This is a genomic window from Actinomycetota bacterium (assembly GCA_019347575.1).
Lineage (GTDB): Bacteria > Actinomycetota > Nitriliruptoria > Nitriliruptorales > Nitriliruptoraceae > JAHWKY01.
The window spans coordinates 100978-122952 of sequence record JAHWKY010000007.1; the positions used below are offsets into that span (position 1 = coordinate 100978).

Annotated in this window: 22 protein-coding genes; 16 read left to right on the top strand and 6 right to left on the bottom strand. The window is 68.1% G+C overall.

Going from position 1 to position 21975, the window contains the following annotated elements; genetic code table 11:
• Positions 1–995 precede the first annotated feature (995 nt).
• The 3 genes from KY469_06390 to purB form a co-directional block, all read right to left on the bottom strand.
• Entirely contained in the window at positions 996–2588 is a 1593-nt protein-coding gene (locus KY469_06390; GenBank protein MBW3662709.1) for an adenylosuccinate synthetase, read from the bottom strand.
• 32 nt (positions 2589–2620) lie between these two features.
• Positions 2621–3964 (bottom strand): ImmA/IrrE family metallo-endopeptidase, encoded by a 1344-nt coding sequence (locus tag KY469_06395; protein ID MBW3662710.1) that lies wholly within the window; start codon positions 3962–3964, stop codon positions 2621–2623.
• A 136-nt stretch (positions 3965–4100) separates the two neighbouring features.
• On the bottom strand, positions 4101–5468 hold the full coding sequence (purB, locus tag KY469_06400) for an adenylosuccinate lyase (GenBank protein MBW3662711.1): 1368 nt from the start codon (positions 5466–5468) through the stop codon (positions 4101–4103).
• A 1085-nt stretch (positions 5469–6553) separates the two neighbouring features.
• Between purB and KY469_06405 the strand changes: the two genes are divergently transcribed.
• Genes KY469_06405 through KY469_06460 form a run of 12 tightly spaced genes read left to right on the top strand, consistent with a single transcriptional unit; the run spans position 6554 to position 17339 of the window.
• Positions 6554–7552: a hypothetical protein gene (locus KY469_06405; GenBank protein MBW3662712.1), complete on the top strand. Its 999-nt coding sequence runs from the start codon at positions 6554–6556 to the stop codon at positions 7550–7552.
• On the top strand, positions 7531–8355 hold the full coding sequence (locus KY469_06410; GenBank protein MBW3662713.1) for a hypothetical protein: 825 nt from the start codon (positions 7531–7533) through the stop codon (positions 8353–8355). The genes KY469_06405 and KY469_06410 overlap by 22 nt, the downstream gene beginning before the upstream one ends.
• 20 nt (positions 8356–8375) lie before the next feature.
• Positions 8376–9062: a hypothetical protein gene (locus KY469_06415; protein ID MBW3662714.1), complete on the top strand. Its 687-nt coding sequence runs from the start codon at positions 8376–8378 to the stop codon at positions 9060–9062.
• Positions 9059–9832 (top strand): chromosome partitioning protein, encoded by a 774-nt coding sequence (locus tag KY469_06420; protein MBW3662715.1) that lies wholly within the window; start codon positions 9059–9061, stop codon positions 9830–9832. Before KY469_06415 ends, KY469_06420 begins: the two co-directional genes overlap by 4 nt.
• Complete coding sequence (gene tadA, locus KY469_06425) at positions 9763–11160, top strand: Flp pilus assembly complex ATPase component TadA (protein ID MBW3662716.1); 1398 nt, start codon at positions 9763–9765, stop codon at positions 11158–11160. The genes KY469_06420 and tadA overlap by 70 nt, the downstream gene beginning before the upstream one ends.
• A 35-nt stretch (positions 11161–11195) precedes the next feature.
• A complete protein-coding gene (locus tag KY469_06430; GenBank protein ID MBW3662717.1) occupies positions 11196–12026 on the top strand; it encodes a type II secretion system F family protein in 831 nt (276 codons plus the stop codon).
• Entirely contained in the window at positions 12023–12922 is a 900-nt protein-coding gene (locus KY469_06435; GenBank protein ID MBW3662718.1) for a type II secretion system F family protein, read from the top strand. Before KY469_06430 ends, KY469_06435 begins: the two co-directional genes overlap by 4 nt.
• Positions 12923–12944: 22 nt before the next feature.
• Entirely contained in the window at positions 12945–13142 is a 198-nt protein-coding gene (locus KY469_06440; protein MBW3662719.1) for a hypothetical protein, read from the top strand.
• A gap of 4 nt (positions 13143–13146) precedes the next feature.
• Complete coding sequence (locus KY469_06445) at positions 13147–13539, top strand: pilus assembly protein (protein MBW3662720.1); 393 nt, start codon at positions 13147–13149, stop codon at positions 13537–13539.
• Positions 13536–13949, top strand: coding sequence for a pilus assembly protein (locus tag KY469_06450; GenBank protein MBW3662721.1), 414 nt, complete (start codon positions 13536–13538; stop codon positions 13947–13949). Before KY469_06445 ends, KY469_06450 begins: the two co-directional genes overlap by 4 nt.
• The gene (locus KY469_06455; GenBank protein MBW3662722.1) at positions 13949–14371 is read left to right on the top strand and encodes a hypothetical protein; all 423 of its coding nucleotides are present in this window, start codon (positions 13949–13951) and stop codon (positions 14369–14371) included. Before KY469_06450 ends, KY469_06455 begins: the two co-directional genes overlap by 1 nt.
• Position 14372: 1 nt before the next feature.
• Complete coding sequence (locus tag KY469_06460) at positions 14373–17339, top strand: LysM peptidoglycan-binding domain-containing protein (protein ID MBW3662723.1); 2967 nt, start codon at positions 14373–14375, stop codon at positions 17337–17339.
• 44 nt (positions 17340–17383) lie between these two features.
• Here the strand turns inward: KY469_06460 and KY469_06465 are convergent, their stop codons facing one another.
• A complete protein-coding gene (locus KY469_06465) occupies positions 17384–17740 on the bottom strand; it encodes a helix-turn-helix domain-containing protein (GenBank protein ID MBW3662724.1) in 357 nt (118 codons plus the stop codon).
• Between the two features lie 113 nt (positions 17741–17853).
• On the opposite strand from KY469_06465, the gene KY469_06470 reads away from it, so the two are divergent.
• Positions 17854–18219 carry a hypothetical protein gene (locus KY469_06470; protein MBW3662725.1) on the top strand — a complete coding sequence of 122 codons (366 nt, stop codon included), beginning with the start codon at positions 17854–17856 and terminating at the stop codon, positions 18217–18219.
• A 1-nt stretch (position 18220) separates the two neighbouring features.
• Complete coding sequence (locus tag KY469_06475; GenBank protein MBW3662726.1) at positions 18221–18775, top strand: LuxR C-terminal-related transcriptional regulator; 555 nt, start codon at positions 18221–18223, stop codon at positions 18773–18775.
• A 286-nt stretch (positions 18776–19061) separates the two neighbouring features.
• Here KY469_06475 and KY469_06480 read toward each other — a convergent pair whose 3' ends face one another.
• On the bottom strand, positions 19062–19526 hold the full coding sequence (locus KY469_06480; GenBank protein ID MBW3662727.1) for a hypothetical protein: 465 nt from the start codon (positions 19524–19526) through the stop codon (positions 19062–19064).
• Positions 19527–19667: 141 nt separating this feature from the next.
• Here KY469_06480 and KY469_06485 point away from each other — a divergent pair, with 141 nt between their 5' ends.
• Positions 19668–20417, top strand: coding sequence for a hypothetical protein (locus KY469_06485; protein ID MBW3662728.1), 750 nt, complete (start codon positions 19668–19670; stop codon positions 20415–20417).
• A gap of 47 nt (positions 20418–20464) precedes the next feature.
• On the opposite strand, the gene KY469_06490 is transcribed toward KY469_06485, so the two are convergent.
• Entirely contained in the window at positions 20465–20728 is a 264-nt protein-coding gene (locus tag KY469_06490) for a DUF3892 domain-containing protein (GenBank protein ID MBW3662729.1), read from the bottom strand.
• A gap of 295 nt (positions 20729–21023) precedes the next feature.
• Between KY469_06490 and KY469_06495 the strand changes: the two genes are divergently transcribed.
• Entirely contained in the window at positions 21024–21677 is a 654-nt protein-coding gene (locus KY469_06495) for a response regulator transcription factor (protein MBW3662730.1), read from the top strand.
• Positions 21678–21975: the final 298 nt, after the last annotated feature.

Here is a 21975-nt window from a genome sequence, read left to right on the forward strand (position 1 = left end):
CGGCTGCAGATCATCCGCCGCGAACTCGGACTCGCAGGACGGAGGGGAAGACCGACCCGACGACACCCCAACGGCGACGTCACAGCCGCTGCGTAGCATGCACGATCAGGAGCTGCGTCCAGTGGCGCTGTTACGCCGGGACCTGGGACGCGGCCGTCGTCGACACCGCTGGGCTCTACTGCTATGAGGGGCTCGATGCAACCTAGACGAGCTATCGCCGTTGTGCCGGCATCCCGACGGCCTACGAGCTCGAGCGTGTGCTGTACCGGGTGTGTAAGGAGTCGCAGAGCCTGCGGGAGACGCCGCCACACCCATCCCTCACGACGTCGAACAGAACTCGGCGGCACTGGCTAAACGTTAGTAGGTCCTGACATCAATGACGACCGAGGCTGGATCGTCGACGAGATATGGCACGGTCAACTCCACGATGGGCTCAGCGGGGGCCACACGGCACCGCTGCCGCCACGGATAGTCCGAGATTCGGCTGAATGTGCCGACCCCCCGCGTGTAGTTTGCGCCGGGGTGAACAGCACCGCTGTTGAGAGGTGACAACTCCACAGCGTCCCCGAACCGCGCGAGAAGTCGTTCCGTGCTGACGACAAGGATGTCGTGTTGACGGTCCCGATATGGCGGGGCGTGACGCAGGCGATCTAGGCGCTTCCTGGTAAGCCAAAAAAACACTCTCCCGTTGAGCGTTCGATACCATTCGTCCTCGGTCATGCCGAAGAGAGTCCTCCTGAGCACGGTCTCGTTAATTGGCTTGTTATCTCGGATCCAAGCTGTGCCGTACCGAGGATGCTCAATCCGAACTGACTCCGGTCGGCGCCTAGCCTCGATCGTCTCACGCTCCGGGCCCTCGATCCCGTACAGATCAAGTAGAGCGGTGGTTGAGCGAAGTCCAAAGCGCTGAATACTTGCCCACGATCCTTCCTCCGCCATGTGGAACAGGGTTGGCCAGCGCTCGACCATGTAGCCAACCGTCAGAACGTCCGAAGTCACCACTGTCGGCGGTCTATAATGCCGCGGTACTGCATGAAGCCGGTCGAGATGAGGGATACGCGGGCACCAGTCACCCGCTCAACCTCTTCTATGAAGCGGATAGTTTCGTCTGTCAACTGCTCGAAACGCCACGCCTCCACGTTTCTGCCGTCCAAGTAGTCGGCGAAGGTGAGTGCGATGTCGGTGGGTGCGTTCAATAGGGCCGCACGCCGCAACAGATCCCATTCCGGTTCTCCCACCCGGCGCAGGCGTTGTGTCTTTGAAGTCAGTTCCTTCTCTGCCAAGCCCTTGAGGCCCGACCGTTCCTCGATCTCCTCCCACGTCAGTTCCGTCGTTAGCGGCCCCGACGTTCCTCCAACACGGATAGGATACGTCCTCACGACGAGAACCACGCGGCGGACGCGAGACGGCGCTATTCCAGCCTCAGCCAGACAGCCGGCCACGTTGGTGTCTCGTGAGGTGACGTAGGGATATGGGCCATGGAAGAGCGAGAGTCCGGATCCCTGTGTCCCTTCCAACATGATCCGCTGCCGTGATGCGTAGGCTTGTTCAAGGATCTCGTACGTCGGTCGAACGTAGGGATGCAGTTCTGGGACGTCCCGAGCGAGCCGAACGTCATCGCCGCGCATGATCCGGCGAGCGGTGGCGAACCCCGTTCCGGATTTGGTGGAAGCGATGCCACCGAGTTTCTCAGCCTCGCGAGCTTTGTCAGCGTCGTCGATGATCATCACTAGGGGGTCGATCGAAAGACGACTGCTACTGACGTCACAGCGTGCGATCTCGTCGAGCAACTCTGGCGGGTACACGACGGCACCTGGACCAAGGGCGAGCCGAGCATCGCCCGCTTGCGTACCTGACGGTAGGCTGAAGTGCGTGAAGATCTCGCCAGAGGCCAGATAGACTTTGTGTGCTGCGTTTGGTCCACCGACTCGAAGCAGCAGGTCGTACTCGGGTGCGAGGTGGAATGCGATGTTGCCCTTCCCCTCGCTGCCATAACTTCCGCCAACGATCACGTCGACGCACGAAGCATGTTCGCGGTCAAGCAGCCCAAGTTGGGCAGCTACGCGAACGACTACATCGTCCGGACCATCTCGCTCGGTGTCCACAGCGACGTCAGCCATTGCGCCCAGGTCATCGATTCGCTCCTCCGTAGGGTCGGCGACGACAGCGGCGTACGACGCGGCTTCTTCAAACTCTGCCTCCGAGCGCCGATTCTCGTAGCGCTCGGCGCACACTTTCCGCGGCGCAGTTACATGCACGTGCCGAACGTCGCGTCCGAATGCCTGGCGAAGACCCTCGATCTGGGCTGCTATGCGCGCGGCGTCAACTATGACGACTTCCTCGTCTGCGTCGAAGATTCGGCGCGACAAGCCATCTACGACCCAGCGACCGTTCGTGCGCTCATCGAGCTCAGCACCAATGCGTTGGAGCGTGCCCCGGGTTGGTGTCTGTCCTTCGGCGAGGTGGGGTACGAGAAGATCCCGAGTGGAGAACCGGATTCCACCAAATCGCTCGGCCAGCGATCGCGCCAACAGGCTCTTGCCGCCGGCAACAGGGCCAGACACGACGATCACCACGCGCTGCACCATCGGATCCCTCTTCGTGCGCCCGAGGGGACTCGTTACAGCAGAGCCATCTGGGCGCTGTCGTCAGCATCCTCTGGCATCAGTGCATTCGGAAGGATGTGCACAGTAACCCGAACATGGCGTCGGCTGAGTTCCTCAAGGATCAGATCTCGTACCTTTGGCCAGGGGGTCCCCCCTTGGCCCGTGCCGATGAGTGGCATGTGCACCTCGGCACGGAGACTTGTCGCCGTCTCTGCCAAAGATTCGAGGCATTGTCGCAAAGCAGGCAGCCTGAGCCGGGGTTGGTCCGATGGACCGTAGCCAGCCTGCGCGACGAGGCTTGCGATCCACAGGTCGTCTGCAGCCGGCGCTATGTGTAGTGCTCCGAGTCGCCGCTCCTTCGCCGGCCAATCAGCGTACGCATCCTTCGCGGCGGGAAAGCGCTTCATCAGCGAACGCGCGAACCCCTGTCCACCCCAGCGCTTCGCGCGGTTGTTGACAACGTGAGCGATGATCGCTCGACCGTCCGTTCGTGGCTGGGACGCATCACCTCTCACATATCGCAGGCCCGCGTCGTCTGGGACGGTCTCAGATGCTGGCTGCAGGAGCCCGATCACGCGCGGGAACCTGTCTCCGGGGTACGGCGGGACGCCTACGGCTTGGACGCGCAGTTCTTGCCCGTCCCAGATCTCGACGCCGTGGTCGGCGTAGCCGACCGCAGTGCAGCGGGCGAGCACTTCCGCAGATACGACATCTCCGCTCCGCAGCTCCGGGGTCCAAGCCCTCGAACGGACGGTGTAATCGATCCGGAAGCGCCCGTCATCGGTACGGGCGGCCGCGAACAAACACGCCGGCCGCGCCGTGAGTCGGATCACACGACGCAAGAGTGCCTCTGTCGACACACCGAACTTGGCCCGAAGATCGAGCAGACGCACTAAGTCGAGGTCCGTCGTCTCACCAATGGGCAGCGCTCCGGCCGGCATGAGCAGTTCAGCGGCCGCAACGTTGCAGAGAACCTCCAGTTGCCAGTCGTCGGCGCGGCGTTGATCCATGTCCCGATAGCGCGTCCGGTCCGCATAGTCATCAAACAGAAGGTGCCCGATTTCGTGGGCCAGCGAGAAGCGGATACGCGCAGGCCGGCGTTGCGGGTTGAACTCGATCCGGGGTTTGCCCTCGATGGCTACCAACCGTGCATCGTCCAAGTCTTGGCGTGCAACAACCTCAATGTCGAGCGCGTCCGCAAGCTTGAACGAGTCATAAGGTGGGCCGGTCCAGCCCTGTTCGATCGCCTGAAGCGCTAGGTCGCGAGCCCGCGTCTCCACCCATTCCAGGGGGTCCTTCGCGCCCTGTTGCTCGAGCACTCGAAGCACGGAGGGGTGAGTCCAGTTGATTGCGGTCACGGCACTGGACCTCCACGGCTGGAGAGCGGGTCCTTCCGCAGCGTAGTGACTCGAACGGCGACCACCAGCGACCTGGCGGGCGTGTTCGTCCGGGCTGCGAGGGCATTGCTCCTACTCGCAAAATGCGGGGCGGGCCTCATAACGCGTCCACGGCTCGCGAGGCGTGAGTCAGTAACGCGGCGGGATCCAGGGTGGCTCTGAGTTCGTCATCGCTGAGCCCAACGCCGAGCCGCGCGGCCTCCGTGTACAACGTCGTTCCGTTGTCGGCGGCACTCCGGACGACGGACTGGACCGTTCTGTATGCCTCGTCGCGCGAACGTCCGATCTCGATAAGAGCATGCAGCAAGGCCTCGCTGCACACAACGTCCCCGCTACGGGCGAGGTTCTCCGACATGCGGTCGGTGTCGACGACCCACGTCGAGACGAGGTCCGTCGCCGTACACAGTGAGTAGTGCGCCACGGTGCAAGCGTCTGCCAGGACGATTCGCTCGACCGAGCTGTGAGTGAGGTCCCGCTCGTGCCAGAGAGCGACGTTCTCCAACGCCGCTGGCATGAGACTCCGTGCGTACCGCGCTAGTCCACAGAGCTGTTCGGCCTTCACAGGGTTGCTCTTGTGCGGCATCGCGGACGATCCCTTCTGCTCGCCCGAAAAGCCCTCTCTGAGCTCAGCGACCTCCGTCTGATGACCTAGACGGACGGTGGTCGCGAGGTTCTCCACCGCGGCCATCACGAGTGCTAATGAGAACACGAAGTCGGCGTGCCGGTCCCGTGCGATGACCTGGGAGGCCGGTTCCGGTCGTAACTGAAGTGCTTCGCACACGACCGCCTCAACCCTTGGCTCAACCACTGCATACGTGCCGACCGCGCCAGAGAGCTTGCCGACACGAAGACCATCGGTCGCTAAACCAACTCGGCCGACGGCACGGGCTACCTGGAGCGCCAGCAGGGCGAGTTTCGACCCAAACGTGACCGGGAGAGCATGCATACCGTGTGTGCGGCCCGGCATGGCAGCCGCTCGGTGCGCGCGCGCCTCACTCACCAACACTCGATGCAGGCGAGCACCAGCTTCGACAACCAGCTCCCCAGCGGCCACGAGTGCTAGGGCGAGGCCGGTGTCGACAACGTCTGACGACGTCAAGCCGAAGTGGAACCAGCGACCGTCGTTCCCCAGTCGCCCCGATACGACATCGACGAACGCGGCGACGTCATGGTGCGTCGTTTGCTCGCGAGCTTCAATCTCCGCGAGGAGCGAGTCATCGACCGCCGGTGAGGCACGGCGAATGCGGGCAGCGTCTTCGGCGGGCACCCGCCCGATTGCTGCGAGCGCATCCACCGCCAGAAGCTCGACCTGAAGCCAGCGCTCGACGCGCGCGCGATCGCTAAACAACTCCGCCATTTCCGGCGTGAGGTAGCGCGGAAGCATAGGAGACACGTTCGCTGGCTGGACGGGGTCCTCAACGTAGCCCACGGTGTACAGCGCGTGGCGGAGACGTGTCGCGATCATCACCTGGAGTATGAGACGCCGGTGTGACACCCACGCCCGCAAACGCGTGCCGTAGTCCTGGTCCCGAGCGTGGCGTCTGCGAGTGAATCGCGGCTTACCGTTCGGTAATTCCTTGGCAATCTCCGGCGCCACACGAGGAGAATCCGGCGGCACTCTCGGGACCCCGCAACGCTCTGACCAGGTACAACGCGGCTAGGCAAAATCCGACGTACCCGTCGGATGTCGGAAGCGCCTACGAATCAGGCGGTCGAGGATCGCACTCTCATACACCACCTTGACGGACACAACCAGCGGTGATTGCCCAACCAGTGCGAGCGCGCCCGCGCTGACCTTGAGACCAGGCGACTATGCACGGCTCGCACCCACCCCGGCTCCTGCAGACGCGCCCGTGGCGCGGATCGGCGGGCGGTGGGTTCTGCCTCTAGAGGCGATTCTCGCGGTATCCGATTGAGCCTTGTGCGGCAGCTGGCCCCGAACGGTGCGACGGACACGTCGGTCACTCCGCCTCCTTGCACACCGGGCAGGTCTGGGGTTTCGCGCCCCGGACCTTGATCCGTGTCCAATAGCCCTCGCAGGTCCGGCACGGGCCGAGGAGTTCCTGACCTTCGGCAATGGGGAGTCCCTCCGTGAGCACATCCTGCTCCTCGGGCGCTGCGGCTTCGGGCTCAGACTGCGGCTGAGGTGCCGCAGCCTCGGCCTCGGGCGGGCCCGGCATCGGCCCCGTGGGTTCGCCGGCCCCCGATCTGAGGTCGCGTTCGCTGCCGAACCAGGAGCGCACGCGGTCGGTCCAACTCATGGGCGGTGGCCTTCCGCTCTACGGGGATTTAGAACCGGGGACGTCCATGCGACGGTAGCGGCCGCGAGGTCTCCGACCGCGGACCTGCCCCTCCCCCAACACCGTCGAAGCCGGTGTCACATCTGAACTTCGAGATCGGCCTTCTCTCGACGAAGGGACTGCACGAACGCGGTCCATGACGTTATCCACAACGCTGTGGAATCCGGAGCGCACGTTGAGGACGGAGTCGGTAGGGTCCCGTGCACGCACGGTGTTCGGGCGAGCACCGACAGCACGAGGGGACGGTGGCATGACGCGCCGTCGGGGAGACGGTTCGTGGGCCTGGCTGGCCCGAGTGACGCTCGTCGGCATCGCCTTGCTCAGCGCGTGTAGCGACGAACCCAACGGCGGTGCCGAGCCGGGAGCGACGACGCCTGCGCCGGTGGCCACAACCGCCGAGTCGACCGCGACACCGTCGCCGAGTCCGGAGCCGACCTCGGAGGTGGAGGCCGCGTACCGCGCCTACCTCGACGCGACAGTCGAGGCGATGTCCACGGGCGATCCTGATAGCCCCGGACTCCGTGACCTGGCACGCGACCGAGCCTTGACAGCGGCGCAGGCACGCGTCGCGAACCTCACCTCCCAAGGCCGCATCGCACGGGGGGCGTTCGTCCCCGCAATCCAGTCGCTCGAGGTCGACGACGACAGCGCGCGGCTGCTGGACTGCTACCGGGCCGACATCGTCGAGTACGACCGCGACTCCAGCGAGGAGGTCGCTGATCGTGACGGCGTCCGATTCGCGGCGTCCGCCGAGCTGCGGAAGCAGGAAGGCGATTGGGTGGTCGTCGACTTCGCCGAGGACGACTTCTGCGTACCCGAGGATCTCGCCGCGGATATCGAGAGCAGCTACCTCGCGTTCTGGGACGCCGTCGAAACGGCGAGCCGGCCGCCGGACCCCGACCACCCCGCGCTGGCGGCGACGGCTGGCGGTGAGCAGCTCGAGGGCTTGCGCCAGCGGCTCGCGGAGTTCCGCGACGAGGGCTACGAGGTCCGCGGCCACAACACGCCCAACCCGCTGGCGGTGCAGATCACGTCGGACGACACCGTGGCGCTGGTGCGGGACTGCCGCGAGCTCGACCCGGAAGCCGGTGTGTACGACGCCGAGACCGGGGAGCGCATCCAGGGCGGCGCTGAACCCGGCGAGCGCTCGCTGTGGGAGAGCCGCATGGAACTCAGGGGCGGCGCCTGGAAGGTCGTCGACGCGGACCTGATCGAGGAGGAGAGCACATGCGATCCCGCTTCCTTCTGAGCGCCGCTCTCGCCGGACTCATGACCGTGCTGGCTGCCGCGCCCGCGTGGGCCAGCGACTCCGATGGCTGGGTCGACGTCGACGAGGACGACGCCACGATCGATGTCGGTGCCGAGGACCGAACCACCAACGGCGGGGGCAGCAGCGGCGCAGACTGCACCTGGACCCGCATCGACCCGGCCGACCTGCCGGCCGGAAGCGACATCCTCCCCATCCTGGAGCGGGACGGCAACCAGGAGTACGACTGGTACGTGCGGGAGTGCCCGCTGCCGGACGGAACCGTCGTGCGCGACCTCATACCGGTTCCGCGCGAGGCGCCGCCGGTCGATCCGACACAGCTACGTGACCGCGCGGTGAGCCGTCTCGAACTGCCGGCGCCCCAGCTCGCGATGAACCCACCTCAGGAACAGGTGGTCCGCATCGAGTCGTGGCTGTGGATCGACGACGAGGTCTGGCAGCAGCACTCACGGTCCGCGTCCGCGGGCGGGGTCACCGCGACCGTCACCGCGACTCCGGTGCGGGTCGTGTGGGATCTGGGCAACGGCGACACCGTGACCTGCGCGGGACCGGGCACGCCCTACGACCCGGCGCTACCCGAGGCGGAGCAGACGACCGACTGCTCGTACACCTACGGACACAGCTCCGCCGCCCAGCCGAACGGCACCTACCTCGTGACCGCGACGGTCGAGTGGGAGGTGGGCTGGACGGTGACCGGCGCCGCAGGTGGCGGTCCGCTTCCCGCGCTCTCCACCTCCACGACGCTGCCCGTCCGCGTCGCCGAGTTCCAGGCGCTCAACGAGTAGTCCCAAGCGAGGAGCACACCGTGTCGATGATCACGAGCCAGCGGGGCAACGGTTCCGGCAAGACGCAGACGCCACCGCTGCGCCTCGATCCGCCGGGCCGACTCCAGCGCCGTCCTCGCATGTCGTGGATCGGGCTGGGTGCGTTGCTCCTCGTGGCGTTCGGCCTGTTCGGGGCGATCACCATCGCACGAGTGGCGGACCGTGAGCCGGTGCTCGCGCTGGCGCAGCCCATCGAGCGTGGAGAGGAGCTGACAGCGGCTCACCTCACCACCGTACGGGTCGGCACCGACGACGAAGTGGCGGTGGCGCCCGCCTCGGAGGCCGACGGCATCGTCGGTCTGCGAGCCACCAGCGATCTGTCCCCCGGGACGCTCGTGACCCTCGACCACTTCACCGCCGGACCCTCCGTGGGTCCCGGGGAGAGCGTCATCGGTCTGGCGCTGGCACCGGGCGAGTACCCGACCGCGAACCTCCACGCCGGCGATGCCGTCGTCGTCGTCAGGACACCTGCACCGAACGGGCTGGACCGTGAGGCGTCGACCGAGGCCATCGTGCTCGCCGAGGCGGAGGTCTTCGCCGTCGAGCCGCTCAGCGACACCGCACGCACCCTGATGGTCTCGCTCACGGTGCCGTCGGAGTCGGCGCGCGAGATCGCGGCGGCGGCGGCTGAGGGACGGATACGGCTCGCGCTGGTGGGCGGATCATGAGCATCCTCGCCTTCGGCTCCGCCAAAGCGTCACCCGGTGTGACGACGTCGCTCCTCGCGATGGCGGCCGTCTGGCCCGCGGACCGCTCGCTGCTCCTCGTCGAGGCAGACCCCGACGGGGGCGTGCTCAGTGCGCGGTGCGGCTTGGCGGCGGAGCCTGGCCTGTCGACGCTCGCCGTGGCAGGACGGCGGTCGATGCCCCTGGGTGAGCTCGCCCGCCACGTCCAGCGGCTGCCCGGCGGCGACGTCGACGTCCTCGTCGGACCTCCATCGGCCGAGCAGTCACGCCGGGCGCTCGAGCTGGGCGCGGGGCCGCTCGCCGTCGCTCTGCGGGAGCTGCCCGGTACCGACGTGCTGGTGGACCTGGGCCGGTTGACGCCGGCGGCGACGACCTGGCCCCTCGTCGACGCCGCGGACCGTGTGGTCCTCGTGGCGCGTCCCCGTCTGGAGGAGCTCCAGATGCTCCCCGCGAGGTTGCGCGCGCTGACCGGTGCCGGAGTCGCCCCATCGTTGGTGCTCGTGGGTGAACGCCCCTACTCCCCCGCGGAGGTCACCACGGCGCTCGACGTGGACGTGCTCGCGGTGCTTGCCGACGACCCGCGCGCGGCGGCCGCCCTCACAGGCGAGCCGGGAGTGGCCGGACTGCGCCGCTCCCTCCTGCTGCGCAGTGCCCAGGACGCCGTCGCCGCGCTGCTCGCCGCATGCTCAGGCGGCCACGACGACGGCGAGGTGCGGGCGCCCGAGAGGGAGGAAGCGGAGGTGGTCACGTGAACCCAGGCGAGCGCGCGCTGCTCGTGTCCTCGATCGCCGGTGGTGTTGCCGACCAGCTCGCTGCCGAGGACGGCGCCGCGGAACAGGGCGGTCGCGCCCCGAAGCTGCCGGAAGACGAGCGGATGTACGCGCAGGCGCTGATCCGCGAACGACTCGAGGCCGACGCGGGTCGGCGGCTCCGGGTGGGCGAGGTGTCGCTGAGCACCAGCGATGAGGAGCTGGTCGCTCGCGAAGCGTTCGACCGCCTCTACGGGCTCGGTCGTCTCCAGCGCTACCTCGACGACCCGAGCGTCACCGACATCCACGTCCAGGGCTGTGACGTCGTGTGGTTGAAGCTCCTGGACGGATCGTGGTCGCGCGGCGCGTCGGTTGCGGACAGCGACGACGAACTCGTGGAGCTACTGCGAACGGCAGCCGCGCGCGTGGGCCGCACCGAGCGGCGCTTCGACTCGAGCGAGCCGGAACTCAACCTCCAACTCACCGACGGGTCGAGGTTGTTCGCGGTCATGGCGGTGTCCGCGCGGCCCTGTGTGTCGATCCGCAAGCACCAGTTCGACATCGCGCACCTCGATGACCTGGAGCTGCGCGGCACCCTGAGTGCCCCACTCGTCGCGTTCCTGCGCGCGGCAGTGGAGGCGCGCCGCAGCATCGTCATCGGTGGAGGTGTCGGGTGCGGCAAGACCACGTTGATGCGCGCGCTCATCAACGTGATACCTCAGCAGGAGCGCCTAGTGACCATCGAGGACGCGCTCGAACTCGGCGTGGATCGCTTCGTCGAGCTCCACCCCAACCTCGTCACTTTCGAATCGCGCGAGCCCAACATCGAGGGCGAGGGAGGCATCTCGCTCGAGCAGCTCGTGCGCATGGCGCTGCGGATGGACCCCGACCGGGTGTTCGTCGGCGAGGTCCGGGGAGCCGAGGTTCTCCCGATGCTCCTCGCGATGAGCCAGGGGCAGGACGGTTCGATGTGCACGATCCACGCCAACACCGCCAGAGGCGTGTTCCGGCGGTTGCAGATGTACGCGATGCTCCCGCCCCACCGCCTGGCTCCCGAGGACACGGCGGTGCTGATCGCCAACGCCGTCGACTTCGTGGTGCACCTCGACAAGCGCCGGATCGGCAACGACCCCACCGAGCGGTTCGTGACGTCGGTGCTCGAGGTCAGCGACGCCGAGGGCCGCGAGGTCGTCGCCAACGAGGTCTTCCGCCCCGGACCGGACGGGCGCGCCGTCCCGACAGGGATGGTGCGTGACGAGACGCTCGCGGCGCTCGAGGACGCCGGCCTGCGTCCCGGGATCGTCTCCGGCAACGGCCGAGGAGGCTGGTAGCGGTGGTGCTCATCGGAGCGGTGTGCGGGGCGGGGATGGCCTTGGGTGCTCTCGTCCTCGTCCTCGGCCTCCGCGGGGCGGAGGACACACCCGCTCGACGCCCGCCGCGCTCCCCGCTGGCGACGCAGCCCCTCGCGCTCGTGTCGGTGCTCACCTTCGTCGCGGCGCTGGCCGTCTACCTCCTCACCGGCTGGGTGGTCGGTGCGGCCATGGCAGCGCTGCTCGCTGCGACGCTCCCGCGGAGCTGGCGGCGCAGCCGCGAGCAGCACGCGCTCGTCGAGCGCACCGACGCGATCGCGGCGTGGACCGAGATGCTGCGCGACACGCTCGCGGCAGCTGCGGGGCTGGAACAGTCGATCGTGTCGACCGCACCGCACGCCCCCGAGGCGATCCGGGCAGAGGTCGGCCGGGTCGTTCGCCGTCTGGAGCGCGGGGAGCGGCTCGTCCACGGCCTGCGCCTGCTGGCCGACGACCTCGCCAACCCCGCCGCCGATCTCGTCGTTGCCGCGCTGGTGATCGCTGCGGAGAGGGAAGCCCGCGACCTCGTGCCGCTGCTGACCTCGCTCGCGAAGTCCACGCGCGAGGAGGCGCAGATGCGCCTGCACGTGCGGGCGAGCCGCGCCCGGCTGCGGACAACGGTCCGGGTCGTGGTCGGGAGCCTCGCCGTCTTCGCGGGCGGGCTGATCCTGTTCAACCCGGTCTACCTGGCCCCCTATCGCACGGTGCAGGGCCAGCTCGTGCTGCTGCTGGTCGGGGCCATCCTGCTCACGGGCTACGTGATGCTGCAGCGGATGGCGCGCATCCGCACCCCGCAGCGATTCCTGACGAGCGCCGCGGTCGGCGCCATGTCCGAGGTCGACCGATGACCGCGGCAGGGATGTTGGCCGGTGCCGGGATGGCCCTCGGGGCGCTGCTGATCGCCTGGGGAGTGGCGGCTCACCGACCACCGCTCGCGGAAGCGCTCGATGCGCTCCTCGAACCGCGACCGACCACGCCGGACTCGACCCGCACCGTGGCCGGGGACGGCTGGCGGCTCGGGCTGGCGCAGCGGGTCGGCCACTTCCTCGCAGCAGCAGGCATCGACGTGCGGAGGCTGGACGCCGACCTCCGAGTCGTCGGCCGTAGCAGCGAGGAGCACCTCGTCGAGAAGGCGACCGCGGCGCTGGTGGGCTTCGCCCTCCCTCCGGCCACGGTCGTGCTGATGCACCTCGGCGGCGGCGGTGCTCCCTGGTCGCTCGCGTTCGTGGGAGCGTTCGCGCTCGGCCTGGCCGGGTTCCTGCTCCCCGACCTGATCCTGGGGTCGCAGGCCGCCGAGCGTCGCCGCGACTTCCGCTACGCGCTGTCGTCGTACCTCGACCTGGCACACATGGCGCTCGCGGCAGGGGCCGGTGTCGAGACGGCGCTCGGTTACGCGGCCGACGCGGGCGAGGGTTGGCCCTTCGTCGAGCTGCGAGCTGCGCTCCGCCGCAGCCGCCTGGCCCGCACCAGCCCGTGGAGCGCGCTCGAGCGTCTCGGGGAGGACCTCGACGTCCCCGAGCTGCGCGAGGTCGCGTCGAGCCTCGGCATGGCCGGCACCCACGGCGCCAAGGTCAAGGGGTCGCTACAGGCACGCGCGGCTGCGCTGCGGTCGCGCGACCTCGCGGAGATGGAGGGCGAGGCAGGCGCCGCCACGGAACGCATGGCTCTGCCTTCCGTGCTTATGGTCGTGGGCTTCGTCGTCTTCGTCGGGTTCCCGGCGCTGCACGAGATCCTCGGGTTCTGACAACGAGAGGGAAGGAACGGACATGGGAGAGATCGCCTACCTCACCACGCTGTGGAGCTACTACGTGGAGCGGCTGCACGAGGCACGCGACGACGAGACCGGCGCCTTCACGACCGAGGCAGCGATCATCACCGCGATCCTCGCCGGGCTGGCGCTGGCCGTAGGGGCCGTCATCGTGGCCAAGGTCACCGGCAAGGCCGAGTCGATCCCCACGGACTGAACCGTTGGCCTCGGTGCAGCGACTGCGCAGCGACGCTGGTAGCAGCACGACCGAACTCGTGCTGCTGATGCCGGTCGTGCTCCTGCTGGTGCTGGTCGGCGTCCACGCGGGCCTGTACTACCACGCCGGTCACGTCGTCGAGGCCGCGGCACAGGAAGCCCTGGAGTCCGCGCAGGGGGAGCAGAGCAGTGCCCAGGACGGGCTCGACTCGGCGACGGCGTTCCTGGCGGAGGCGGGCGGCGTCCGGAACTCGGACGTCGAGGTGACCCGCGACGCCGCCGAGGTACGCGTCCTCGTCCAGGCGGAGGCGCCCAACGTCCTGCCCTTCGCCGTCTGGCACGTGACCGCCTCCGTGGCGGGGCCGGTCGAACGGTTCGTCGCCGAGGTGGACCGATGAGGACCGGATGGCAGGACGGGAGCGTCTCCACCGAGTTGGTGCTGCTCACGCCGGTCCTGCTCGCGCTGCTCGCGTTCGTGGTCTTCGCTGGCCGGGTCGGAGGGGCACAGCAGCAGATCACCGCCGCAGCGGACCAGGCCGCGCGCGCCGCCTCGCTCCGGGGCGATCCCGACTCGGCGATCGCCGCCGCATCGCAGGTGGCACAGGCGAACCTCGCCGATGCCGGCGTCACGTGCGCCGACGTGGGGATCGAGGTCGACACGGCTGCGTTCGGCGCCGGTGGCCAGGTCGGTGTCACCGTGACGTGCGTCGTGGAGCTGGACGACGTCGTGTTCGCCGGCCTGCCGGGGAGCCGGACGTTCACGTCGACCGCGGTCGAGATCATCGACCGCTACCGCGGGGGCGACTGATGCTCACGCGATGGCGCGGCGAGGACGGGGCGATCACGGTGTTCGTGGTCGCGCTGGTCCCGGCGATCATGCTCGTCGCGGGCCTGGTGTACGACGGCGGTCGCCTCCTCGCGGCACGCCGCGAGGCACACGACCTCGCCGACAACGCCGCACGCGCCGCCGCGCAAGAGGTCGACGTGGACGCGCTCCGCAGCGCTCGCACGCCGGTCGTCGAGCCGCTCGCCGCGCAAGCCGCCGGCGAGGCCTACCTGGCCGCGACAGGACACACCGGAACCGTCGTCGTCACCGCAGACCGGGTCGAGGTCACCGTCTCGATCACTACGTCGATGGCGCTGCTGCAGCTCGCCGGCATCTCCGAGCGGACCGTCACGGCCACCGGCCACGCGCGGATCGTGCGCGGCGTCACCGAACCGGAGAGCTGACATGAGGTACCGCGAACGCACGCTGCTTCGGGGCTTCGGGGCGCTGGTCGCGCTGCTCGTGGTCGTGGTCGGTGTCCCGGCGCTGCTGGTTCGGTTCGTGGGCTGGCCGCTGCCCACCGCGCTGCCGACCTGGGCGCAGTTCTCCAACGCCATCACCAGCGGCAACATCGACGACGCCACCATCATCAAGACCCTCGCCGTGGTCGTGTGGCTCGCCTGGTTGAACTTCAGCATCGGGGCGTCGGTCGAACTGGCGTCGCTCGTGCGGGGCGGGCGCGCGCGCCGTGTCGCAGGGCTGCGATCGGCGCAGCGTCTCGCCGCGAACCTGCTGACCGCAACATCCCTCGCTGTGGCCATGCTGACCCGCTCCGCTGCCGGTGTCGGGGCGGCGCCACCGACGCCTAGCCTCACCGCAGCGAGTGCTCTCATCGAGCAGCCCCAGCCATCCACGACGGGCGGGTCCGACCACGACCCTGGCTCGACGCGACCCGAACGCGGGGCAGCCTCCTCGGGTCGCGGTGCCGACGAGGTCGCCGGTGCCTGGACCTCGTACGTCCCCTACAACGTCGAGCGGGGCGACACCCTCTGGCGTCTGGCGGAGAGGTTCCTCGGTGACGGGTTGCGGTGGCGCGAGATCCGCGACCGCAACATCGGCCGCGTGCAGCCTGACGGCACGAAGCTGGCCGCCGGATCCACGGATCTCCGGCCCGGATGGACGCTGCTCGTACCCGCGAGCGATGCGTCCGCCGAACGGCCACCCTCGGTGCGCGACGACCCCTCGTCGACGGTCACGGTCGATCGGGGTGACACGCTCTGGGATCTTGCCGACGAGCACCTCGACGACCCGTTGCGCTGGACCGAGATGTACGAGCGCAACCGCGGCGTACCCCAACCCGACGGCGACGCTCTGACGGAACCGGACCTCATCCAGCCCGGCTGGGTGCTGACGCTCCCCGAGGCTGGCCCTGGCGAGGAGAGCGTCGGCACGCTGGGGATCGGCGACGCGGGCGAAGTCCGGGATGTGACCGAGCCGTCCCCACACCGCGAGGGGCCGGTCGTCCCCGACGCGCTCGACCGAGCACGCGCCACTCCGCCAGCGGGCCGGTGGGAACCCCGGCCCGTCACCCCGACCAGCGGGGCGAGCCCACAGGAGACCGGAGCAGCCTCGCCGGTTGATGAAGTCGAGGACTCCTCCGAGGACTCCTCCGAGGACTCCGCGATCGCGGTGACCGCGGGCGGGGCGATCGCGGCCGGGCTCATCCTGACGCTCGACCGCATCCGACGTGCCCGCCGCCGGCGCCGTCGACCCGACCACCGCATCCCGCTGCCCGATGGGCAGGATGCGGCCGCCGAACGGTTCCTGCGGGTCCATGCCGACCACGACACCGCGACGTTCGTGGATCTCGCCCTGCGGCACCTTGCGGACGGATGCGGAGGACGCCCCTCGCCGGCAGTGACGCTCGTGCTCTGCGGTCAGGACGACGTCACCGTCCATCTCGATGCACCAAGCGAAGACGTTCCCGAAGGCTGGCTGGCCTCCGGCGATTCCACGTGGGTGATCGAGCGTCCGGACAACCTGGATGCTCTCGCCCAGCACAAGGCCACGCCCTCGTTGTTCCCCGTGCTCGTGACCGTCGGCTCGACGCCCGACGGCCGCGCTGCACTGGTCAACCTGGCTGGGCGAGACCCTCTGGGCGTTCACGGCGACCCGGACCGGGCGGCCGAACTCATGGCTGTGTGGGCACTGGAACTCGCGACGACACCGCGAGTAGATGCCCTCGAAGTCCTGACGGTCGGCATCGACGGCCTCCCCGCCGACCTCGAGCGGCTCACCCCGCTAACGGATGCGGACGACCTGCATGCCGAACTTGCGCGAAGGCCCGTGACCGGCGAGGTCGAGGCTCCCTCATTGGTCGTCCTCGCCAACGGCGTCGACGACGAGGCGGAAGCGGCCGTGCGCGCGGCATCCGAGAAGCGCGAGGACCTGGTCGCGGTCATCAGCCGTTCGTGCTCACCAACGACACGACGGCATACCGAGATCACCGGCAACACCGCCGTGCTCCACCCCGCCGGGCTCGCCGTCGAACTCGTCGAACTCGGCATCAGCGACCTGGCCAGCGTGGGCCGGCTGCTGGACCAGGCCAAGAACGACCCCGAGCTACCGGTACCGCTCTCGGCGCTCGGGGACGACGACCACGAGGCCGGATCATCGGATACGCCTGTAGGTGAGGTCGACGTTCGGGTCCTCGGTCCGGTGGATGTCATCGGCGTGGATCGCTTCCCGACCAACAAGACCATGGAGCTCGTCGCCTACCTGGCCATGCATCGTGACGGGGCCACGACGGACATGCTCCTCGAAGCACTCTGGCCAAACCACGAGCCTCGCCCTGCCCGCCTCTACACCGAGGCCTCCCGCGCCCGCAAGGCCCTGGGCACGAGGGCGGACGGCAGTCCCTACCTACCCGACGCCGAGCTGGGTCGCTACCGCATCGCCGACGCGGTCACCTCCGACTACGAGCGCTTCAGCGCCCACGTCGCGGCGGCCACGAGAGACCCGGACCTGGCCGACCAACATCTGCGCGAGGCTCTGACGCTGGTGCGAGGCGCACCGTTCTCTGCGACCGCGACGGCGTACACCTGGGCACACCAGCTCGAGATCCGGATCTCCGAGGAGATCGTCACGGCCGCCCATGACCTGGCCCACCAGATGCTGGACTCCGCTCGGTACGAAGACGCGGTGTGGGCAGCCGAGCGCGGGCTTAGCGTCAACCCTCTCGCCGAGCCCCTGATCCGCGTCCTGATGATCGCCGCCGACGCCACCGGCAACACGGCTCGCGTGCACGAAGTGATGGCCCGCCTCCGAGAGACTCTGGCGGAGGACGACGCCAACGACGCCGACGACTGGCTACACCCCGAAACCATCACGCTGTTCGAACGCCTCTCGAGACGGCCAGTCCCGATCGACTAAGCAGCCTCGATGGGCCGAAGCTCTCCGACGTCAGGAGCCTGGGCTCAGGTTGGCTCCTGCTGCGGGTGCTTGAGCCGCCGAACCGTCTCGCGCGGGACGAACTCGATATCCGCATCGAGCGCCCAGGCGATGAGGCCGAGTGTTCTGACATCCGGCCACGTCTGACCGTTCTCCAGATCGCTGATCGTGTTGGGTCGCAGGCCGGTCATCTGCGCGAGTTGGCTGCGTCTCAGGCCGCGTTCCTCGCGGCGGCGGATGATCGCGCGGACGAGGTGGACAAACTGTTCGGCTACGTAGGCCGCGGCGTCACCTTCGTCCGCCACGATCCTGGTCGACTCCGGCCACGCTCCGTCGACGTAGTCGACGGGACGACGCTCGGGCTTGCTCGGCGAGGACGACATGCCGTCATCCTCAGCGCTCACCTGGCCGTCACGCAATCCCTCACCGACCCGGTGGACTTCCTAGCGTTCTAACGATAGAGTTCATATCGTTGTAACGCAGAAAGGGAGCCCGCATGCGTGTGCAGGTGTCGTACCCGGTGCCGTTCGTTCAATCCGGGCTGATCCACATCCTCGAGGACCTCGGGCACCTGATCGTGCCCGACCACCCCGACATCCTGATCACGGGCACCCTGCCCCAGGACCCGACCGCGCCGATCCTGCTGCTGTTGGATGAGCCCACACGGGCGCGCGCAGCCGAGGGCATCGCCCACCCGGGGGTGCGTGGCGTGCTGAGCGTGTCGGCGGAGCGGGACGAGATCGAGATCGCCCTCATGTGCATCTTCGACGGCGACATCCTCGTCGACTCGCGCGTCGGCCAAGAGGACGGCTTCGGCTACCTCGTACCTGGCAAGCGCAGCACCGACCGTCGCTACCCGTAACGTGATCGCCGTCGCCATCCTGAGCTCCGACCCGCTCAGCGACCGCGGCCTGCGAGAGATCCTCGTCGGCGTCGGCCTGCACGTCGTGGACGACCCCACGGACGCCGACGTCATCGCGACCACCGGCGAAGCCCCCGACGAGGCCAGCGCACCGGTCCTTCACGTGTCCAAGCCACAGCATCCGTCCGTCCTGCTGCTCGACCTGATCGTCGGCCGCATCGCAGGCATCGTGCTCATCGACCGCGAAGCCGTACACCTCGAGTTGGCCGTCCACGCGCTGGCCGGCGGGGAACGGTGGCTGGACCCTGCTCTCATCGAGGAGATGATCGTCGCGGCCCGGCGCGGGACCAGGTGGCGAGGACCGGCGGGGTTGACCGCCCAGGAGCTGCGCGTGGTCAGGCTCTTGGACCAGCGCACGAACCGCCAGATCGCAGACACGCTGGGGATCTCGACGGAGACTGTCAGGGCCCACCTCCGCAGCGCCGTGAGCAAGCTCGGTGCCTACGACCGGATCCATGCCGTCGACGTCGCACGGACGCGAAGGATCATCCGCTGAGTCGAGACTGCACGCGGCCGCCCAAGGCCAAGCGGATGTACGGGCCGAGCGGCCGAGCCAGCCCGAGACGCCGTCGCCGTCGTGCGTGCGTGTCCGTGCTGCCGGGCTGGCGCTCCCCATCGCCGCGGGAGCGGGAACTACCTCGGCGGGGTTGTCTAACCCTGTACTGAAGACCGGCGTCAAGATGAGACCTCGGCAAAGCGGAGCCGCGGCTGAGCGGCCATCGGTGGGCCACCGTCAGCCAGGACCCGGTACGACCTGCTTCACCTGCTCGGGACGGCGAGGGTCAGACTCGGCGCTTCAGATCCTCGAACGTCGCCAGGGCGCGGGTGTCTCCGAGCACCGTGGGATCCCACGCGAGCATCGGTCCGAATCGGTCGCGAACTACCGCTGACGGATCGAGCGCCCGTGACCAGAACTCGCGGACACTCTCGAGCTCCTCCATCCACATCTCCCGGCGATCACTTGCGTCGCGCCCGTACTGCTCGGCGAGTTCGAAGTAGCCGTCGCCAGGCAGCCCAGAGGCCTTGACGACCAGGGACGTGAGCATCGGGCGCCCGAGACGCTGCTCGTAGATCGCGATGTGGTACAGCATCCGACCCACAAGGTTGAAAGCTCCGGACTCCCGGAAGCCCTCCCCCGTCGTGGCCAGCCAGAGCTCCTCGTAGGTGACGTTCTCAGGAGTGTGGCTGGCGGCGATAGCGAGCAACCGCTCGCGCATCGCCCGTTCACTTGAAGTGAGCTGCAGCATGAGAGATTCTCCTCCGGCCGAAACCGGCGTCGTCTTAACGGATTGCCCCCGTGGGAGCAGGCTCCGTAGAGCCGTCATGATCGTACCTACTCGTGAGCCTCCCAGCGAGTCGCTACGGTCCCGCCAGCGTCGGGAGATCACATGTGGATACTTGCTGACGCCGACGGCAACATTGCACGGGACGAGGCAGGCGACACCGTCCCAGCCGCAGGCGGTATGCCCGCCTGCTTCATCGACCCACCTGTCACCACGAAGCGTCGCCGCACGGACACGGGGGTACGTGACGAGTTCGTCGTCCACTTCACCGGTCGACAGGGCCGGCTCAACAGCCACCTCCCCGCCCCTCTGCAGGCGCTCACCCCGCCGCAGCGCATCTTCAAGATCCTCCAAGATCGTGCGCTGCTCGCTGTCCAGGCCTTCGGACGCCATCGGAACTACCCAGTAATCTGTTTCTGCGAAGGCGACCAAGCGGCCCGCGCGAACCTCATGACCGGCGCCCGCTACGACCGATACGGGATTGCGTTCCATCGGCAGGCGGTCGAGGGCCTGGGGAGCCGCCCGGTCATCTACACCGACGCCGATGTGATCGAGCTGTTCTACACAGCGATACATCAGTACTGGCGCGACCACCGTGATGAACTCAGTGAGGACGACGAGCGGCGGCTCAAGATCACTCGGGCGCCGTTGATGCGGAACTGGCCCGGCGCTGAGGAGGATCAGGCCTACCTCCAGGAACATAGACTCAGCTTCGAGCTGCGCAACCCGAACGAGTGGTCTCATGAGCATGAGATGCGACTAGTGATGCCACGCCATAGTTCGGGAAGCGCCTGGGGCACGACGCCGAACATCTTCTACTGGCTGTTCGAGCCAAACCGGGGTCTTCCCCACTGAGGTGGGTCACGCCGTAGAGCGCTAATCGGTTCCTGTGACGCCAATCATCAACAGTCGGGCAGGTTGTCGAGGTTGTTGCGTGCGTCACCGTCTGGATCAGTCCGCAGGTAGGGACCGTCGCCGTCGTCAACGACGTGGATGTCGGTCCGGTCGGTACCAGGCTGCTGGACGTAGTAGGTGTGATCCCCGTCATCGATGTCAGCGATCGCACTCGCCTTCGATCGCGGCGACCAATACTGGTCGGGATTACACAGCGCCAGGATGTCGCCATCCTTATCCTTCTTCGTCTGCGTGACGCGACGATCGGCCATATCGAGCCTCCTTGCCAGTTCTGGATCATCGGGTGGTGAGGACTGTCCCGGAGAAAACAGCCGTCACCTACTAGTACGGACGAGGAGGCCTTCTTGTTACGCGCAGCCGACAACTACTTCGTACGGTGGTGATGCGCTACGTAACGTGGCCGCCCGCTTAGCCAGGAACCCCAGCTCCCGCACGCCTTCCGCTCGGCGTCGGTGCGGTCTTAGGCGCCGAGCTTGTCGCGCTCGGCAGTCGCCTCCGACAGCGGATCGCTGACGATATCGTGGGACTCGACGCTCACCCCCGGTCGTGGTCACGGCCGACCCCAAGGCGCGCAGCGCCCCGACTCAGCTATTAGCCGCCGCGCGGCCCACCGGAGGGGCGCTGTTCACGGTTGCGCTCTCGGTCCGCTCGCCGGTCATCGCTGCCGGGCTACAGGCGATCCTCCAAGATGGAGACATCGAGTGCGTCGATGAGGCCGAGGCCGCGGACGTGCTGGCGACGGACGACCTTCCCGTGCCGCAAGGGCCGCGCGTTCTGTACGCCGTCCAGGAGGCACCGTGCGCCCAAGTCCTTGAGCTTCTCCGCGCCGGGATCGCGGGCGTCATGCTGCTTGACAGGGAGCCCGTCACGGTGCTGGCCGCGACCTACGCCGTCGCCTCAGGCGGGATCTGGCTGGACCCGTGCTCAGCGATCGCCGGTGAGCTGGTCGTCGCTGCCTTCCGAGGTTCCCGGCTGCGTGGCCCATGGGGCTTGTCGGTCCAGCAGTTACGCGTCCTGCGCCACGTCGCACGGGGAGCGACGAACCGCCAGGTCGGCGACCGACTCGGGATCTCACCCGAAACCGTCAAGAATCACCTGAGTGATGCCATGCGCGCGATGGGCGCCTACGACCGTCTGCACGCCGCAGCGCTGTTCGAGCAGACTCTGTCGGAGGGATTTGACCCCTCGATCTTCCGCTAGCCCCGGCGCCCTATGTCCCGTCGGAGGGGACATAGATGCGCAGGCGCCGGGCCGGTCGCTGTGGTTCGAGGCCGCCGAACATCGTCCGCGCTCTGGACCTGGGCGCGCACCCCGTCCCACTCACCGGACATCCTTCGATTGGGTGGTGGCCATCCTCCACACCTGGCCCCTTCAGTCTCCGCCCAGTCTGACCATCGCGTTGTGGAGGAGTAGTCCCCCGGATTGGGGGAGGTGTCCCCCCAAGCGACGGGACCGTGTGCGGCAGGCGTCGTGCGTGTGGCGGTTGCGCGGGCGGAGT

Coding starts and splice junctions, on each gene's coding strand:
- KY469_06390 (MBW3662709.1), bottom strand. CDS start 2,588: ATGGTGCAGCGCGTGGTGATCGTCGTGTCTGGCCCTGTTGCCGGCGGC.
- purB (MBW3662711.1), bottom strand. CDS start 5,468: ATGATCGCGACACGTCTCCGCCACGCGCTGTACACCGTGGGCTACGTT.
- KY469_06405 (MBW3662712.1), top strand. CDS start 6,554: ATGACGCGCCGTCGGGGAGACGGTTCGTGGGCCTGGCTGGCCCGAGTG.
- KY469_06410 (MBW3662713.1), top strand. CDS start 7,531: ATGCGATCCCGCTTCCTTCTGAGCGCCGCTCTCGCCGGACTCATGACC.
- KY469_06420 (MBW3662715.1), top strand. CDS start 9,059: ATGAGCATCCTCGCCTTCGGCTCCGCCAAAGCGTCACCCGGTGTGACG.
- tadA (MBW3662716.1), top strand. CDS start 9,763: ATGCTCAGGCGGCCACGACGACGGCGAGGTGCGGGCGCCCGAGAGGGA.
- KY469_06430 (MBW3662717.1), top strand. CDS start 11,196: ATGGCCTTGGGTGCTCTCGTCCTCGTCCTCGGCCTCCGCGGGGCGGAG.
- KY469_06435 (MBW3662718.1), top strand. CDS start 12,023: ATGACCGCGGCAGGGATGTTGGCCGGTGCCGGGATGGCCCTCGGGGCG.
- KY469_06440 (MBW3662719.1), top strand. CDS start 12,945: ATGGGAGAGATCGCCTACCTCACCACGCTGTGGAGCTACTACGTGGAG.
- KY469_06450 (MBW3662721.1), top strand. CDS start 13,536: ATGAGGACCGGATGGCAGGACGGGAGCGTCTCCACCGAGTTGGTGCTG.
- KY469_06455 (MBW3662722.1), top strand. CDS start 13,949: ATGCTCACGCGATGGCGCGGCGAGGACGGGGCGATCACGGTGTTCGTG.
- KY469_06460 (MBW3662723.1), top strand. CDS start 14,373: ATGAGGTACCGCGAACGCACGCTGCTTCGGGGCTTCGGGGCGCTGGTC.
- KY469_06465 (MBW3662724.1), bottom strand. CDS start 17,740: ATGTCGTCCTCGCCGAGCAAGCCCGAGCGTCGTCCCGTCGACTACGTC.
- KY469_06470 (MBW3662725.1), top strand. CDS start 17,854: ATGCGTGTGCAGGTGTCGTACCCGGTGCCGTTCGTTCAATCCGGGCTG.
- KY469_06480 (MBW3662727.1), bottom strand. CDS start 19,526: ATGCTGCAGCTCACTTCAAGTGAACGGGCGATGCGCGAGCGGTTGCTC.
- KY469_06485 (MBW3662728.1), top strand. CDS start 19,668: ATGTGGATACTTGCTGACGCCGACGGCAACATTGCACGGGACGAGGCA.
- KY469_06490 (MBW3662729.1), bottom strand. CDS start 20,728: ATGGCCGATCGTCGCGTCACGCAGACGAAGAAGGATAAGGATGGCGAC.